The organism is Flavobacterium sp., assembly GCF_035299245.1.
Taxonomy (GTDB): domain Bacteria; phylum Bacteroidota; class Bacteroidia; order Flavobacteriales; family Flavobacteriaceae; genus Flavobacterium.
Window position 1 is genome coordinate 126,547 of sequence record NZ_DATGWY010000015.1, and the last position, 17,627, is coordinate 144,173.

Consider the following 17,627-nt stretch of genomic DNA (forward strand, 5'->3'; position numbering starts at 1 on the left):
ATGCTACGAATCATCAAAATAGCTTTAATTTACAGCATTCTTTTATTTGCTTTATCTGCTTCAGCTCAACTAAACGAGTACATCGAATCAGAGAACAATAGAGTCTTAGTTTCCAATCAAACCGAAATTGAAATCGAGAACTTTATCAAAGCTAATTTCAGCAGCTATAAATTATCAAAAGAAATTACAGATGAACTCATCGAACATCTGATGCACGAGGAACACTTTACGCAACTCGAGTTAGAAGCGGCCATGATTAATGCCAAAAAACACGAACTAAGAAAGTTGTTTTTCGTCAGAAATCCAGAGAAAAAAAACAGTTATATATCAAGTCCAATTCCGAGTTCAATTGCACAAAATTGTGTCAATGGCGATTTCGAATCGGGAACTGTAGGCTACTCATTTTGGTCGGATAATCATCCTCAACCTCAATCAGGTGTCGACTTTTTTCTTTCGTGCGCTACACCAACGGCTTTGACGGCTACCAATGTAATTAATCCAACAACTAACAATTTTAATTCCAGAGCAACTGTCATCAATAGTACTGCAAATAATTACCAGCAGTTTGATCCTATTTTGACAAATTTCAATGTTAATATGCCAACGTTGAATACTAACGGAGGAACGCGTTGTATAAAATTGAATAATACAGGCGGATTTGGTTCTTCTGATCAGACGACAGTGTCACGGTATTTTCCGGTGATTAATCAATCGACTATCGATTTTAATTTTTCACTAATAATGGACAATAAACCACAGCATGGTCAGGATATTCAACCCTTTTTTAGAGCCAGAGTTAGGGATCAAAATGGCAATATTGTGGACGAAATATGCATCATTGCCAATCCTGAAAATTGTTTGTTTAATGTAATTAGTGTAAACGAAGAACGACGCGTACTCTATACTGGTTGGATTTGCGCCCGATTGAATGTGGGTGAAATTCTAAATCAACCCGGAACGATTGAATTCACGGTGAGTGATTGTCAACCTTCAGCACATTTCGGAACGGTTTATATTGATAATATTTGCGGATTTGTATGTGCAACACCTCAATTGGGAGCATTGAATATTGATCCAACTCATTTCAATTGTCCTGATGTGATTAATAATGTTCCGATGGAAGTTTGTGGAACCTACAGTCCGCCTGTAAATGCAACTTTAAGTTCCATTGTATTAGACATTGTTCAAAACGGAACCGTAATCGGAACAGTAAATGTGCCTTCTCAGCTTACAGCCAATTCATTTTGCTTTACAGTACTTCCAAGTCTATTTGGAGCCGATCCAACTGGCGAATTCGAGTTTCAAGTGCATGCGAATTTCAATGTGAATTGTCCGGCCGGATTGTTTGTTTACGAAATCTCAGATAATTCATCAGGAATTGGTCCGGATGTTACTTTTATCGATTGTTGCATGCCTACATTAGTATTAACATCGCCTTCAGACGATCATAATAATTTAGCACCAGTAGCCATTTGCCAACGCGAACGTTCGGATTGGATCAAAGCATCCAACGTAATTTCGTTTGGAAATAATGCCTTGGCTAACGGAGTAGTGTATCATGCAGAGAATTTTGTCGAACTGAATCCAGGTTTTGAAGCCGTTGAAGGCGCTCAATTTGCAGCTTATCCCGAAGGTTGTTCTGGCAGTTATGTGTACCGTGAAGATGAACAAGTGAGTCCAATTCAAGCTTCTCCTAATATTGATGACGTTAATCTGATAAAAAAACTCAAAGGTTTTGCCATCATTCCGAATCCATCCAGCAATTTTATTGAAATTGTGACCAAAGGAACAGTATTCACTAAACTCACCATTACGTCAATTGATGGTAAAGTGGTGTTTGAACAATCTTCTGATGCAACCGATAAAATGAAAGTTCAAATCAGCAACTACGAAAAAGGCGTCTATATCATTACGATTGATACTGATGATGGAGAATCAATGTCGGAGAAATTGATTAAAAACTAATTTCACAACTACTTATCAACAAAAGCTTCGCCAATCGGCGGAGCTTTTTTATATTTGCCTAATGCCAAAAGCAAATTTATGTTACCACTCAACGTTAAAAACGAAACATCCAGATTACGAGCTGTTGTACTAGGTTCGGCCGTAAATAATGGTCCAACACCAACTGCCGAGGAAGCCTACGATCCAAAATCATTAGAACACATACTAGCGGGTACGTATCCGATAGAAGCAGATATGGTAGCCGAAATGGAAGCCTTCAATCAAGTGTTTCAAAAATACGATGTCAAAGTGTTTCGTCCTGAAATGATTGAAAATTACAATCAAATTTTTACCCGTGACATTGGTTTTGTGATTGATGATGTTTTCATTAAAGCCAATATTCTTCCCGATAGAAACCGCGAACTCGACGCTATTCAATACGTCATCGACCAAATTGACCCTAATAAAGTAGTGCGTCCACCCGAAGAGGTGCACATCGAAGGCGGAGATGTGATGCTCTGGAACGACTATATTTTCATTGGAACCTACAAAGGCTCCGATTATTCTTCGTTCATCACCGCGCGTACTAATATGGCAGGCGTCAACTACATCAAGGAATTATTTCCGCATAAAATTGTAAAAGAATTCGACTTGGTAAAATCAAAACTAGAAGCACGCGACAACGCTTTGCATTTGGATTGTTGCTTTCAGCCGGTAGGAAAAGACAAAGGTATCATCTACAAAAGTGGTTTCCGTGAAGAAGCCGATTATGTTTATTTGGTAAATCTTTTCGGAAAAGAAAACCTCTTTCACATCACTCGCGACGAAATGTACCACATGAATTCCAACGTATTTTCCATTGATGAAAATGTTGTAGTTTCGGAACGCAATTTCACCCGACTCAACACTTGGCTTCGCGAACAAGGCTTTATTGTGGAAGAAATTCCCTATGCCGAAATCGCCAAACAAGAAGGATTGTTGAGGTGTTCTACTTTGCCACTTATTAGGGATTGATATGTTTTAGGTTATAAGTTGTAAGTTGTAAGTTGTAAGTTGTAAGTTGTAAGTTGTAAGTTGTTTTTTTAATACAAGCCAAAAAGATATGATATGAGCAGTTATAAAGAGTTAGAAATATACAAGTTAGGGTTAGAGTTGTTTTATCAAGCACACAGTACTTCTTTAAAATTACCAAAGTATGAAATGTTTGAACTTGGAAGTCAATTAAGAAGGTCCTCAGATTCAGTTTCAACAAATATAGTTGAAGGCTATGGTAGAAAAAGGTATAAAGCTGATTTTATTAGGTTTTTAACGTATTCTTGGTCAAGTTGTTTGGAAACGGTTTTTCATATTGAAAAAATTAATGCTCTCTACCCGAATGTCATTGATAACAAAGATGAATTTATCAATAGATACAATGAATTAAGCGCTAAAATTTATAATTTTATAAAATATGTTGAAGAAAATTGGAAAACATAACACAAAAGAATGAAAAGATAAATCCATGACATATAACCTAGAACTTACAACATACAACAGAAAAAAATGAACCAAACCACCAATTCCATCCTCATGATTCGCCCAGTGGCGTTTCGAATGAACGAACAAACCGCCGTTAACAATTATTATCAAAAAGTACTCGACGGATTGACTCCTGAAACCGTAAATGCCAAAGCCCAAGCCGAGTTTGATGCCTTTGTGCAAAAACTTCGAATGGTAGGTGTTGATGTGACTGTTGTTGATGACACTTTAGATCCTGATACTCCGGATAGTATTTTTCCAAACAACTGGATTTCCTTTCACGAAAATGGTGATGTGGTTTTGTATCCAATGTTTGCCGAAAATCGCCGTGCCGAACGTAGAGAAGATATTTTAGATGTTCTCGAGGATAAAGGTTTTGTCATTAACGACGGAATTATGGATTATACTTCTGCCGAAGAAGATGGTTTTTTCTTGGAAGGAACAGGAAGTATTGTTCTGGATAGAGAAAATGGAAAAGCCTACTGTGCCCTTTCTCCCAGAGCCGACGAAGAACTATTCATCGAGTTTTGCGAAGATTTTGACTTAAATCCAATCATTTTTGAAGCCTATCAAACGGTAAATGGTGAGCGAAAATTAATCTACCATACCAATGTAATGATGTGTATTGGTGATACGTTTGCTGTAATTTGTGCTGATTGTATTGATGATAAAAAAGAGCGCAAAATGGTGTTGGACAGTCTTCGTTCAGATGAAAAAGAAATCATTCTGATTACCGAAGATCAGATGAATAATTTTGCAGGAAATATGCTCGAATTGCAAGGCGCCGACGAAAGAAGGTATTTAATTATGAGTTCATCAGCCTATAATTCTTTAACCAAAAAACAAATCGCTCAACTCGAAGAACACATCACAATTTTACACTCAAGTTTGGACACTATCGAAGCTTGTGGCGGTGGAAGTGCACGTTGTATGATGGCTGAGGTATTTTTACCAAAAGAATAAAGAAGAAAATTTAAACATCAAATAAAAATCCCAAATTCAGTAGAACTTGGGATTTTTTTATTTTCTTAACTTTAATTTCTATATCAATACTTCACAAACTCATATCCACCTTTTTCTGCACCCCAAACTTGTTGGTCGTTTTGGTCAAAGCCTTGATCCCATGACAGAATTTCATTTTCAGTGATGGTTACTTTTGATGTGGCATAACTAGCGTTTCTCAACTCACTCGGACACGTTTTAATTCCCGTTTGTCCTGAAAATCTGTTTTTACTAACGCGTTTCAAAACTACTTCGCAACCTTCTTTTAACTCAATATCATTTTCAGTCAAAACATCAAATGCATTGGGAGTTTTCCATTTACCAATCCACTCTTTTTCGTTTTTTAAAGTGTAAATTTCACTAACAAATTCGTCTCCACGTTGCGATATTTTGTAAATCCTAACTCGATACGGCTTTTCTTGTTTAGTAAACATAGCTTGCTCAACATACAAATAGTGACCTCTTTTTTTCCAAATCGGAATCATACGCAATGAAATGTTGAAATAACTCGTGTCACGCTTGGATTGTGCTTCAGACGAGTACTGACCTTGCATGATGCTTACCAATTCGTTTAAATTGCCAGTGATTTTTTCTGAATTGCTTATGCTTGATTTACAGCTAATAAGCGCGATAATAAATACAATTGAAACAAATTTTTTCATGTAAAAAGGTTTATATTCCACGAATAATTGATAAAACAGAACTAATTATATATTGTATTCCGATAGCGACAGTCAAAAATCCTACAATTCGAGAAATTGCCACAATTCCGGATGCTCCTAAGTATTTCGATAAATAATGTGCGCTTCTTAGAATCAAAAATATAAAGAGTGAAACTACAACTATGGAAAGGGAAGAGGCAAAAATTTCAATGACTTTGTTGTGTTCTTGATAAAACGCAATCAAAAGTGAAATCGAACCTGGCCCAGCCAACATGGGCATTGCTAAAGGCGTAAGTGCAATGGAGTTTCGATTTTGTAAATCTTCTTCCACTTCTTTACTAATTCCTTTTCGTTTCTTCGGATTGGCATTCAACAGACCAAATCCCGAACTCGCAATCAGAATTCCGCCCGCAATGCGCAAAGCCGGAATCGTAATTCCAAAAAAGCGCAACACGTATTCACCCACAAAAAAGGCAATCAGTAGAATGATACAAACGTTAATTGCAGTCCAAAACGCTACTCTAGAACGTTCTCCTTTTTTATAGTCTTGTGTCAATCCCACAAAAAACGGAATGGCGCCAAACGGATTCAAAACGGAAAACAATGCTCCCAATAAAACAAAAAATGTGTTGAAAAAAACTTCCATTTTGTGCGAAATAAAGTTAATTTTTGGCAAAGATAGAGAAACAAACAATTATTCAGGTTAATTTAAAAACATTAATCCTTAATTTTGCAGTATGAAAAATAAGAAAACTTTAGTTCTCGGCGCTTCCACCAAACCCGACCGTTACGCATTCAAAGCCATTACGATGTTGGTTGAAAAAGGTCATTCTGTTGTGGCCATTGGACAACAAATGGGCGAAGTAGCCGGAATTTCAATCAAAACCAAAAACATTCCACTCAAAAATATTGATACAGTAACGTTGTATCTGAATCCGATTCGTCAGCGTGAATACTATAATTACATCATCGAAACCCAACCCAAACGAGTAGTCTTCAATCCTGGAACCGAAAATCCTGAGTTTTATCAACTTTTGAAATCAAACAATATTGAAGTTGAAGTAGCGTGTACTTTAGTCTTGTTAGCAACTAATCAGTACTAATTACTTTTTTTCAATCCATAAATTTCCACCTGTATTGTGGTAGCACAATGGCATATTTTGGAATGCTTCTTTGTGGTGTAAATGAATGTAATCAGAGAATAATTTGATTTCAAAAGCGTTGTTATACATCAAAAATGCTCTTAAAAAGTAATCTTCATTCCAATTGAATCGCTTGTAAACCCAATCTTTCGGGTATTCAAACGGGAAAAAGATATCGTGGAAATGAATAATGACTCCGCTTTTTAAGATAGACAGTATTTCAAACAAAATATAGTTTACATCACTTCCTGTCTTGGCTACGTGTGAACTATCGATGAATAAAATATCTCCAGCTTCTAATTTTTTGAAAATATCCAGTTCAATAACTTGAGCATCGCTAATGATTACTGTTGTATTTTTTTTATCATCTTCAGTCATTAGTGAAAGTAAACGATCAGGATACGGATCAATAAACGTCAAGTCAATTTGTTTATTGAAAAACAATTCATTGGTGTCTAACATAACCGCTGAAGAATATCCAGAGCCAATTTCAATCATTCTTTTAGGCTTGTAGTGGCGCATCATCGAATACAAAACAATTCCGTCAGTATACGAATAGAATCCGTTTTTAAATTGGTATCGTAATCCTTCACCGCGCTCTTCTTTAAAAGGAATTTCATTGTAGTATTTTTGAAACTCAGTCAATAATTGAATTTGCTTTTGAGTATTCAATTCAATTCCGTTTACAAAATCGATGTCTCTGTTTTTCCAAATCTGTGCTTCGCGTTTTTTGATGTCGTCAATCAAAACAATAGGCGAGTAGTAGTGTCCAGCAGGCACTGCAGAATTTTTTTTAGTATGTAAATTTTCTTGATACAGGGTTTTTACATACGGTAATTTGTTGATTACGCTTTTGATTGTTTTTTTGAAGCTCATGGTTTTTGAGTGGGTTAAATTTTTAAAATACGGTTTGGTTGGTCGCTTTTTTACTGATCAAAAGCAATCCGATAAAGGTGATTAATCCATTAACTATGATGAGTTCATTATCAATTACATAATTTCCGAATAAATCAGCCGAATACTTACTGATGAAAAAGCATATAATTGGTGAAATCACGCAAATAATGGGTACTAATTTGTCGTGAACTGTTTTAGTCTTCATAAACAATCCAAACGCATACAATCCTAAAAGCGGTCCATAGGTGTAACTCGCCACCTTAAAAATCATGGTTACTACTGATTTGTCATTCAATGAATTAAAAATAATAATCACCAAAAACATCAATAATGAAAATCCGATATGAACCCAATGACGAGTTCTAACTGTTTTCTGCGCATTTACATTTTCACCTTTGTCCATTCCTAAAAAATCTACACAAAATGAAGTAGTTAATGCGGTTAATGCCGAATCGGTTGTGGCAAAAGTAGCAGCAGTTAATCCTAATAAAAAAACAATAGCAGGAATTCCTGTCAAATAATTAAAGGCAATTTCTGGGAACAATAAATCGGTTCGTTTTACACCATCTACCATTGGAACTGCAATTCCGTTTTTCTCTGCATACAAATACAAAAGGGCACCCACACTCAGAAAAAAGATATTGATTATCACAAAAATTCCGGTAAACGTAAACATGTTTTTCTTTGCTTCGCTTATGTTTGCACAACTGAGGTTTTTCTGCATTAAATCCTGATCCAAACCAACCATTGCAATGGTTACAAACATTCCGCCCAGAATTTGTTTCACCACAAAATTGCCTTTCAGATAGTCTTCATAGAAAAATACTTTCGAATAATTACTGTTTTTTACGGCTTCAAAAGCTTCTACAAAACTATAATCTAGACTTCTGCAGATGAAAATTATCGTTAAAAATACCGAAGAAACCAAAAAGAAAGTTTGTAAAGTATCCGTAATAATAATTGTTTTTAGTCCGCCACGATAGGTGTAAGCAAAAATTAGCGCTAATGAAATCAACACGGTAATTGCAAACGGAACACCAAAATCGTCAAACACAAATTTTTGCAATACGATCACTACCAAATACAATCGGAAAGCTGAGCCTATTGTTCTGCTAATCAAGAAAATAGTCGCAGCAGTTTTATAACTTACAACACCTAATCGTTGTTCGATATAACTATAGATAGACGTTAAATTCATTCGATAATACAGCGGAAGTAATACCGTTGCAATGATTAAAAATCCCAAAGCATTTCCGAGTACAAACTGAAAGTATTTGAACTGCAAATCGGGGTTTCCAACTTCACCTGGAACCGAAATAAAAGTCACACCTGAAAGCGCCGTTCCAATCATTCCGAAGGCAACCAAATACCATTTTGAGTTTTTGTTCGCTTTAAAAAAAGCATCGTTGCTACTGTCTTTTTTACTGATTGCGTTGGAAATGAAGATCAAAACTCCAAAATAAATAATGATAATGGTTAAAATGGTCGTTGATGACATAGGTGCTAATTTGTTTGTGCCAAAATACAAAAATTAATGTCTCAATTTGAAAATTTGAAAATCAGAAGATGAATTAATTTTCAAATTTTCAAATCATCTCATTTTCAAATTAGTTATTTTTGCGCCATGGAATTTTCTTCAAAACTATTAGAAAAAGCAGTCAACGAAATGGCTCAATTGCCCGGAATAGGAAAACGAACAGCACTGCGATTGGTTTTGCATTTGTTAAAGCAACCTTCAGAACAAACCCATTATCTTTCCCAAGCATTAACATCAATGCGCGATGAAATTAAGTTTTGTACTAATTGTCATAATATTTCTGATGTTGATGTGTGTGAAATTTGTTCTAATTCGGCTCGGAATCACAAAATAATTTGTGTGGTTGAAGACATACGAGATGTAATGGCAATTGAAAACACCAATCAATTCAAAGGGGTTTATCATGTACTTGGCGGAAAAATTTCACCTATTGATGGAGTTGGCCCAAGTCAATTGAATATTACTACTTTGGTTGAAAAGGTAAAATCCGGAATTATAGAAGAGATTATTTTTGCTCTCAGCTCAACAATGGAAGGCGATACGACCAATTTTTACATTTTTAAGCAAATCAAAGAATTTGGTGTAAAAACATCGACAATTGCACGCGGAATTGCTGTTGGAGACGAATTAGAATATGCTGATGAAGTCACTTTGGGGAGAAGTATTTTACAACGCGTTCCTTTTGAAAATTCTTTTTATAAATAATCAAGTATTTAGGCAACTTCTTTTGTTTTTTGAATTGAAAAACTATCTTTGTTTGCTAAAATTAATTTCAAACATGATTAAGACTCTTTTTTATCTATTTTGCTTAGGTTTATTAGTTACTTCTTGCGTACCAACTCAAGATTTAGTCTACCTTCAGAATAAAGATAACAGCCCAATTCCAGCTGTCAATGAATTGAAAAATAAGCCTTATCGATTACAGACAAATGATGTCTTAAGTATTAGTATTAAAGCATTAGATTCTAAATTGGTTGAGATTTTTAATGCATCAGTAACCCAGACTGCCCAAATGATGAATCAAGATGTATTGTACTTCAGTGGATATACGGTTGATGATCATGGAAACATAAGAATGCCAATTTTAGGAGAAGTGAATGTGCTCGGATTTACAGTTGAAGAAGCGCGAAAAAAAATAGAAGAACGGTTATTAGCTGATTATTTTAAAAAAGAAGCAGAGCTTTTTGTTACCGTTAAACTGGCAGGATTTCGTTATACCGTAAATGGAGAAGTAAATAGTCCGGGAACCAAGGTCTTGTACCAAGAAAAAGTAAACATTTTAGAAGCGGTTGCCAATTCGGGTGATATAACAATTACCGGAGATCGTAAAGATGTAAAAGTAATTCGACAGTTTCCCCAAGGCGCAGAAACCTTTAGTATCGATTTGACTAATGCCAATGCGATGCAATCTCCATGTTATTATTTACAACCCAATGATTATATTTACATCAAACCCTTGAAACAAAAAACATGGGGAACTGGAAAAACAGGTATAGAATCGTTGAGTACTATAATTACAATACTTTCGTTAGCAACAACTACTTTTTTATTGTTTAAGAATTAATCACGCCCCAAATGTTAGATGTAAAAGATTTTTCTTTTTTTGAAAACCAAAATAGCTTTGACTTTAAAGGATTTTTAATCAAAACAGGTAGTTATTGGCGTTGGTTTATTATTGGCTTAGTGGTGTGTTTAACTATTGCACACCAAGTGAATATTAGAAAGCAAAAAATATATTCACTGGATACGACCATAGCAGTTAAAGAAGAAAATAATCCTTTTTTTACATCAAACACAAGTTTGGTATTCAATTGGGGAGGAACTTCCGATCAAGTACAAAACTTATCCACCACTTTGCGTTCGAGATCGCACAACGAAATAGTAGTGGAAAATCTCAATTTTTATATTGATTATCTTCAACAACAAAAGTACTTCATTCAGGATGTATATGGTAGCACTCCATTTGTAGTGAATATTGATAAGTCAAAAAATCAGGTATTGAATGAACTGATTTACATTAAGTTTTTATCACCCACTCAATACCAAATACGAATAAACAGTAATTCAAATCCAGTCAAAGTAATTAACTACAAAACACTCGAAAAAGGCGTTGTTTCTTTAATAGGTGATTTTGAAGAAAAATACAAAGTGGGCCAACCTGTGCGTTTGCCTTTTTTGAATTGGACGTTAGATATCAAAGGAGTTCCAGGTAATTACGTAGACAAAGAATACATCATCAAATTCAATAATTTTGACGATGTTGTTTCCAAATACAAAAACATTAAAATCAACATCGATGAAAAAGCGGGTTCGATAATGAAATTATCATTAGACGGAACCAACAAAGCACGTATAGTTGATTATCTTAATGAAACAGTTCAAACGCTAATCAAAAGGCAACTCGAAAACAAAAATTTATTTGCTGAAAACACCATTAAATTCATTGATACTACATTAAGTATCATGGAAAATGATTTGAAAAATGCCAATAATGAGTTGAAGGATTTTAGTAAGAAAAATAATGTAGCCGATTTGAAAGCTGGAACAACCACTTTTCAAACTCAATTATTAGACTACGATTTACAAAAAGATCAGGTTGAGCGTAAACTAAATTACTACAATACATTAAGTAATTATCTCAGAAATAGTACCGATTACTCTAAACTACCAGCTCCATCTGTTGCTGGTATCGAAGATCCAAACGTTATGAATAACGTAGCTAACTTAATCGGACTTTCAGTACGAAGATCAGAAATGTCGTATTCAGTTAAAAATGGCGACATGTTCAATTCTATTGACAACGAAATTTCTTCGGTTAAACGAGTATTGTTAGAGAATATTAATGCAGCAAAATCAGCTATACAGTTTGAACGTGCTCAAGTAAATAATAAATTGTCCGAAGCGGAAGGCAAATTAAGTAGATTGCCCGAAGGCGAGCAAGAATTGGCTAAGATTATCAGAAAATACGATTTAAGTAACGGAATTTACCAAACGTATCTTCAAAAAAGAAGTGAAGCTTTGATTGTAAAAGCTGCCAACCTTTCCGATATTCAATTCATCGATCCAGCAAAAGATATTGGAGCTGGTTTAATTGGCCCAAGAACAGGAGTGAATTACGTAATTGCCATCTTCTTAGGTTTGTTGATTCCGTTGTTCATTGTTTTCTTAATCTTTTTCATAAATAACTCCATCCAAAATACGGATGATATTAGTACACTTACTCAAATTCCACTTATCGGTGTGATTGGTCTTAAACGTACGGGAAGTAATTTATCGGTGTTTGAAAAACCAAAATCGGCGCTGTCGGAGTCGTTTAGAGCCATTAGGTCATCGTTACAATTTTTATATAAAAAACAAAATGTTTCGGGTTCTAAAACGCTTATGTTAACCTCTTCTGTCAGCGGTGAAGGAAAAACATTTTGCTCGGTAAATATTGCAACCGTTTTTGCTTTAAGTGAAAAGAAAACCGTGATTGTTGGTTTCGATTTGCGTAAACCAAAGATTTTTGATGATTTCAATTTGAAGAACGATGTGGGTGTTGTGAATTATCTTATTGGTCAAAAAACAATGGACGAAATCATACACACAACTCAAATTCCTTATTTGGATGTAATTATTTCTGGTCCTGTTCCACCCAATCCATCAGAGTTAATCATGAGTGAGTCAATGTCTGAATTCATGAAGGAACTTAAAGAACGATACGAATACATTATTCTTGATACACCTCCAGTTGGATTGGTTACCGATGCAGTTGAATTGTCGCAATTTGCCGATGTGACTCTTTATATTACTCGTCAGAATTTTACCAAAAAAGAAATGATTAAGTTGCTCAACAATAGAGTTACTAGAGGCGAGCTCAGCAATGTGAGTATTGTATTGAATGGTTTTGAAAATAAAGCCAAGTACGGAGCAGGTTATGGCTATGGATACGGATACGGTTATGGCGCTTATTCTAACGGCTATCATGAAGAAGATGAAGCCAGAAATATATTTGAAAAAGTCTTCAGAAATATTAAGAAATTAATAAGTAAAAAATGAGTAAAACTATTTTAATTACTGGCGGTGCGGGTTTTATAGGTTCTAACTTGTGCGACTATTTTTTGTCAAAAGGAAATAAAGTCGTTTGCTTGGATAATTTTGCTACTGGTCACCGTCATAACATAGATTACTTATTTGCAAACGAAAACTTTCAATTAATTGAAGGCGATATTCGAAATAGTGATGACTGTAAAAAAGCAGTCAACGGAGTAGATTATGTTTTGCATCAAGCAGCATTAGGTTCAGTTCCTCGATCAATTGTTGACCCTATTACTTCCAATGATGTTAATATTTCTGGTTTTTTGAATATGCTGGTTGCTTCACGTGATGCAGGAGTTAAACGATTCGTTTACGCCGCAAGTTCATCAACCTATGGGGATTCTGAAAGCTTACCAAAAGTAGAAAACATTATCGGGAAACCTCTTTCTCCATATGCAATTACCAAATATGTAAACGAATTGTATGCCGAAATTTTTAGTAAAACATATGGCTTGGAAACCATTGGTCTACGTTACTTTAACGTTTTTGGAAGAAAACAAGATCCTAACGGAGCGTATGCCGCTGTTATTCCGAAATTTGTTTTGCAGCTTTTAAAAGGAGAAAGTCCAGTAATCAATGGTGATGGAAATTATTCTAGAGATTTCACCTATATTGATAATGTCATTCAAATGAATGAATTAGCAATGGAAACTCAAAACCCCGAAGCCATTAATACAATCTATAATACCGCTTTTGGTGATCGAACTACACTCAATGATCTTGTTTTTTATTTAAAAGAATACTTGAGTGAATTTGATGAATCAATTAAAGATATTCAAGTTATACATGGACCCAATAGAATAGGTGATATTCCTCATTCTTTGGCGAGTATCGAAAAAGCAAAGCAATTATTAAACTACAATCCAAAGTTCTCATTTAATCAAGGTTTGAAAGAAGCGGTTAAATGGTATTGGGAAAACTTAAAATAAATTATTAATGAAGATTACAAATATTTGTTGTATTGGTGCAGGATACGTAGGCGGACCTACAATGGCGGTTATTGCCCAAAAATGTCCACATATTAAAGTTACTGTTGTCGATCTAAATACGGATAGAATTGCTAAATGGAATGACGAAGACGTAAATAATATTCCAGTTTACGAACCAGGGTTGAGTGATATAGTAAAAACCGCAAGAGGGAAAAATTTATTTTTTTCTACTGAAGTGGATAAGGCTATTGATGAAGCTCAATTGATATTCATTTCGGTTAATACACCTACAAAAACCTACGGAACAGGAAAAGGCATGGCAGCCGATTTAAAATACATCGAATTATGCGCGCGTCAAATTGCACGTGTAGCAAAAGACGATAAAATTGTAGTTGAAAAATCTACTTTACCAGTTCGTACAGCCGAAGCCATTAAAAACATCCTAGACCATACTGGAAATGGTGTGCAATTTCAAATTTTATCCAATCCTGAGTTTCTTGCAGAAGGAACAGCCGTTGCCGATTTGTTAAGCCCAGATCGTGTTTTAATTGGTGGTGACACTACCAAAGAAGGTCAAGATGCGATCCAGTCTTTGGTTGATGTTTACGGCAATTGGGTTCCAAAAGAGCGAATCCTTACTACCAATGTTTGGTCATCAGAATTATCAAAGTTAACTGCCAATGCCTTTTTAGCTCAAAGGGTTTCTTCCATCAATGCTATTTCTGAATTGTGTGAAAAAACAGGTGCTGATGTAAATGAAGTAGGAAAAGCTATCGGAATGGATAGCCGAATTGGTCCCAAATTCTTAAAAGCCTCAGTTGGTTTTGGAGGTTCTTGTTTTCAAAAAGATATATTAAATTTGGTGTATATTTCTAAATCATTCGGATTGAACGAAGTAGCCGATTATTGGGAGCAAGTTATTATCATGAACAACCACCAAAAAAGAAGGTTTTCAAAAAATATAGTCACTACTCTTTACAATACTGTAGCCGATAAAAAAATAGCATTCTTAGGTTGGGCTTTCAAAAAAGACACAAATGATACCAGAGAATCGGCAGCTATCTATATTGCTGATGATTTGATTTTTGAAAAAGCCAAAATAGCAGTTTACGATCCAAAAGTAGATTTTGAACAAGTGATTTCTGATTTGAATTACCTTGAAACTAGAACAAACGAGAAAAACCAAAAATACATATCTTCGTATCAAAACCCATACGAAGCGTGTAAAGATGCGCATGCAATTGCCGTTCTAACAGAATGGGATGAGTTTAAAGAATACGATTGGAAAAAAATATACGATAACATGTTAAAACCAGCATTTGTTTTTGATGGTCGAAACATTTTGGATGCAAAAAAATTAAGAGAAATAGGATTTCAATATCAGGCTATTGGTTCTTAACAATTAAATAATTCGTGATGAGTATAAAAATTGGAGTTATTGGTTTAGGTTATGTTGGACTTCCTCTTGCAAGGTTGTTTGCCACAAAATACCCAGTAGTTGGTTTTGATATCAATCAAAATAGAGTAAACGAACTTAATTTGGGTAATGATTTTACACTAGAAGTTAGCAAAGAACTACTTCAAAGTGTGATTGTTGATCGACCTCTAGAAAAGAACGGTTTGTACTGTTCTACTAATATAGAAGACATTAAAGACTGTAATTACTACATTGTTACAGTACCAACTCCTGTTGATAAAAACAATAGACCCGATTTAACTCCTCTTTACAAATCCAGTGAAACCGTTGCAAAAGTCTTGAAAAAAGGCGACATCGTTATTTATGAATCTACTGTATACCCCGGTTTGACAGAAGAAGAATGTGTTCCTGTATTGGAAAAAAACAGCGGATTAAAATTCAACGTCGACTTTTTTGCAGGATATTCACCAGAACGCATCAATCCCGGAGATAAAGAACATACAGTTGAAAAAATCCTCAAAATCACGGCCGGTTCAACTCCCGAAATCGGAATCAAAGTAAACGATTTATATAACTCGGTAATTACTGCTGGAACGCATTTAGCTCCATCCATAAAAGTGGCTGAAGCTGCAAAAGTAATCGAGAACTCACAACGCGATATCAACATCGCATTTGTAAACGAATTAGCCAAAATATTCAACATACTCGAAATTGATACGCATGCCGTATTAGAAGCTGCTGGAACAAAATGGAATTTCCTCAATTTTAAACCGGGTTTAGTTGGCGGTCACTGTATCGGTGTTGATCCCTATTATTTGGCTCAAAAAGCGCAAGAAGCAGGCTATCATCCCGAAATAATTTTAGCAGGAAGACGTCTCAATGATAGTATGGGCGAATACGTCGCGTCTCGTGTAGTGAAATTGATGATTAAAAATGAAATTCCAGTTAATAATTCTAAATTATTAATGCTCGGAATTACGTTCAAAGAGAATTGTCCCGATGTTAGAAATACCAAAATCGTTGATGTTATCGCTGCGCTAAAAGACTACGGAATTCAAGTTGAAATTTATGATCCTTGGGCAAATCCAGCCGAAGTACAACACGAATACAAACTTACAACTACCAATGTTTTACCTGATTCTAAATTCGATGCTATCGTTTTAGGAGTTTCACACAAAGAATTCATCAACTTAGATTTATCTCCTTTGAAAAAATCAAAAGCAATCGTTTATGATGTGAAAGGTGTTCTAAATAACAGTCAAATCGACGGAAAATTATAATGAAGAAAATACTAATTACAGGTGGTGCAGGTTTTATTGGTTCGCATGTCGTACGCCGATTTGTGAATAAATATCCCAATTATCAAATTGTTAATTTGGATGCACTTACTTATGCTGGTAATTTAGAAAATATAGCCGATATCGAAAATAAAAGCAATTATACTTTTATTAAAGGTGATATCGTAGATGCCGATTTTATTCACGAATTATTCACAGAACATCAATTTGATGGTGTGCTTCACCTTGCTGCTGAATCACACGTTGATCGCTCAATTACTGATCCGTTAGCGTTTGTGAAAACCAATGTAATTGGTACCATGAATTTGCTTAATGCGGCGAAAACCATTTGGAAGGACAACTACGAAGGAAAACGATTTTACCATATTTCTACCGATGAGGTATACGGAAGCCTTGGTGAAACGGGTTTGTTTACTGAAACAACAGCTTACGACCCAAATTCTCCGTATTCAGCTTCCAAAGCGAGTTCGGATCACTTTGTACGTGCTTATGGTGAAACCTACGGATTACCTTATGTAATCACCAATTGCTCCAATAATTACGGACCGAATCACTTTCCAGAAAAATTGATTCCGCTGTTCATCAATAACATCATCAATAAAAAAGCATTGCCAGTTTATGGTGATGGAAAATACACCCGCGATTGGTTGTTTGTTGAAGATCACGCTGCAGCCATTGACCTTGTTTTTCATGAAGGAAAAAACCATGAAACCTACAACATTGGTGGTTTTAACGAATGGCAAAACATCGACTTAGTTAAGTTACTTTGTCGTCAAATGGATCAAAAATTAGGTAGAAACGAAGGCGAATCGGAACAATTAATTACGTATGTAAAAGATCGTCCAGGACACGATTTGCGCTACGCTATCGATGCTTCCAAAATCAATAAAGAACTGGGTTGGAGTCCTTCAGTAACCTTTGAACAAGGACTTGAAAAAACCATAGATTGGTATTTGTCTAACGAAGATTGGCTCAAAAGAGTAACTTCAGGCGAATATCAAAATTACTACGATAAACAATACAAGTAAGACCTTATTCATTATGGAACATCAAGAGAAAAATCAAGACTGGGATTTAATAATAAAAGGTCATTCGTCACTATTTGATGTTAATTTTGGCGATTTATGGCGTTACCGCGATTTGCTTTTGATGTTTGTAAAACGCGACTTTGTTAGTTTTTACAAACAAACTATTTTAGGACCGC

At 35.2% G+C, this 17,627-nt stretch carries 16 protein-coding genes; 12 read left to right on the top strand and 4 right to left on the bottom strand.

Annotation, left to right across the window (positions count from 1 at the left end; translation table 11 throughout):
* The 4 genes from VK161_RS11270 to ctlX all read left to right on the top strand — a co-directional run bounded on the left by VK161_RS11270 (nt 1) and on the right by ctlX (nt 4,425).
* Complete coding sequence (locus VK161_RS11270; protein ID WP_324214883.1) at nt 1-1,965, top strand: T9SS type A sorting domain-containing protein; 1,965 nt, start codon at nt 1-3, stop codon at nt 1,963-1,965.
* A 78-nt stretch (nt 1,966-2,043) separates the two neighbouring features.
* A complete protein-coding gene (locus VK161_RS11275; protein WP_324214884.1) occupies nt 2,044-2,958 on the top strand; it encodes a dimethylarginine dimethylaminohydrolase family protein in 915 nt (304 codons plus the stop codon).
* A gap of 93 nt (nt 2,959-3,051) precedes the next feature.
* Complete coding sequence (locus tag VK161_RS11280) at nt 3,052-3,420, top strand: four helix bundle protein (RefSeq protein WP_324214885.1); 369 nt, start codon at nt 3,052-3,054, stop codon at nt 3,418-3,420.
* 66 nt (nt 3,421-3,486) lie between these two features.
* Nucleotides 3,487-4,425, top strand: a complete 939-nt coding sequence (ctlX, locus tag VK161_RS11285) for a citrulline utilization hydrolase CtlX (protein WP_324214886.1) — start codon at nt 3,487-3,489, stop codon at nt 4,423-4,425.
* Nucleotides 4,426-4,508: 83 nt separating this feature from the next.
* On the opposite strand, the gene VK161_RS11290 is transcribed toward ctlX, so the two are convergent.
* Both VK161_RS11290 and VK161_RS11295 read right to left on the bottom strand, forming a co-directional pair.
* Complete coding sequence (locus tag VK161_RS11290; RefSeq protein WP_324214887.1) at nt 4,509-5,126, bottom strand: chromophore lyase CpcT/CpeT; 618 nt, start codon at nt 5,124-5,126, stop codon at nt 4,509-4,511.
* Nucleotides 5,127-5,136: 10 nt separating this feature from the next.
* Nucleotides 5,137-5,772, bottom strand: a complete 636-nt coding sequence (locus VK161_RS11295; RefSeq protein ID WP_324214888.1) for a MarC family NAAT transporter — start codon at nt 5,770-5,772, stop codon at nt 5,137-5,139.
* A 91-nt stretch (nt 5,773-5,863) separates the two neighbouring features.
* Between VK161_RS11295 and VK161_RS11300 the strand changes: the two genes are divergently transcribed.
* Nucleotides 5,864-6,229, top strand: a complete 366-nt coding sequence (locus VK161_RS11300; protein ID WP_324214889.1) for a CoA-binding protein — start codon at nt 5,864-5,866, stop codon at nt 6,227-6,229.
* Here VK161_RS11300 and VK161_RS11305 read toward each other — a convergent pair whose 3' ends face one another.
* Complete coding sequence (locus VK161_RS11305; RefSeq protein ID WP_324214890.1) at nt 6,230-7,144, bottom strand: class I SAM-dependent methyltransferase; 915 nt, start codon at nt 7,142-7,144, stop codon at nt 6,230-6,232.
* 22 nt (nt 7,145-7,166) lie between these two features.
* Nucleotides 7,167-8,663, bottom strand: coding sequence for a sodium:solute symporter (locus VK161_RS11310; protein ID WP_324214891.1), 1,497 nt, complete (start codon nt 8,661-8,663; stop codon nt 7,167-7,169).
* Between the two features lie 126 nt (nt 8,664-8,789).
* Here VK161_RS11310 and recR point away from each other — a divergent pair, with 126 nt between their 5' ends.
* The 7 genes from recR to rfbB all read left to right on the top strand — a co-directional run bounded on the left by recR (nt 8,790) and on the right by rfbB (nt 17,451).
* Nucleotides 8,790-9,407, top strand: coding sequence for a recombination mediator RecR (recR, locus tag VK161_RS11315; protein ID WP_324214892.1), 618 nt, complete (start codon nt 8,790-8,792; stop codon nt 9,405-9,407).
* A gap of 73 nt (nt 9,408-9,480) precedes the next feature.
* Nucleotides 9,481-10,266 carry a polysaccharide biosynthesis/export family protein gene (locus VK161_RS11320; RefSeq protein ID WP_324214893.1) on the top strand — a complete coding sequence of 262 codons (786 nt, stop codon included), beginning with the start codon at nt 9,481-9,483 and terminating at the stop codon, nt 10,264-10,266.
* Between the two features lie 11 nt (nt 10,267-10,277).
* Nucleotides 10,278-12,740 carry a polysaccharide biosynthesis tyrosine autokinase gene (locus VK161_RS11325; RefSeq protein ID WP_324214894.1) on the top strand — a complete coding sequence of 821 codons (2,463 nt, stop codon included), beginning with the start codon at nt 10,278-10,280 and terminating at the stop codon, nt 12,738-12,740.
* A complete protein-coding gene (locus VK161_RS11330; protein ID WP_324214895.1) occupies nt 12,737-13,708 on the top strand; it encodes an SDR family oxidoreductase in 972 nt (323 codons plus the stop codon). The genes VK161_RS11325 and VK161_RS11330 overlap by 4 nt, the downstream gene beginning before the upstream one ends.
* 7 nt (nt 13,709-13,715) lie before the next feature.
* Complete coding sequence (locus tag VK161_RS11335; protein WP_324214896.1) at nt 13,716-15,107, top strand: UDP-glucose 6-dehydrogenase; 1,392 nt, start codon at nt 13,716-13,718, stop codon at nt 15,105-15,107.
* A gap of 17 nt (nt 15,108-15,124) precedes the next feature.
* Entirely contained in the window at nt 15,125-16,405 is a 1,281-nt protein-coding gene (locus tag VK161_RS11340) for a nucleotide sugar dehydrogenase (protein WP_324214897.1), read from the top strand.
* Nucleotides 16,405-17,451, top strand: coding sequence for a dTDP-glucose 4,6-dehydratase (gene rfbB, locus VK161_RS11345; protein WP_324214898.1), 1,047 nt, complete (start codon nt 16,405-16,407; stop codon nt 17,449-17,451). The genes VK161_RS11340 and rfbB overlap by 1 nt, the downstream gene beginning before the upstream one ends.
* Nucleotides 17,452-17,627: the final 176 nt, after the last annotated feature.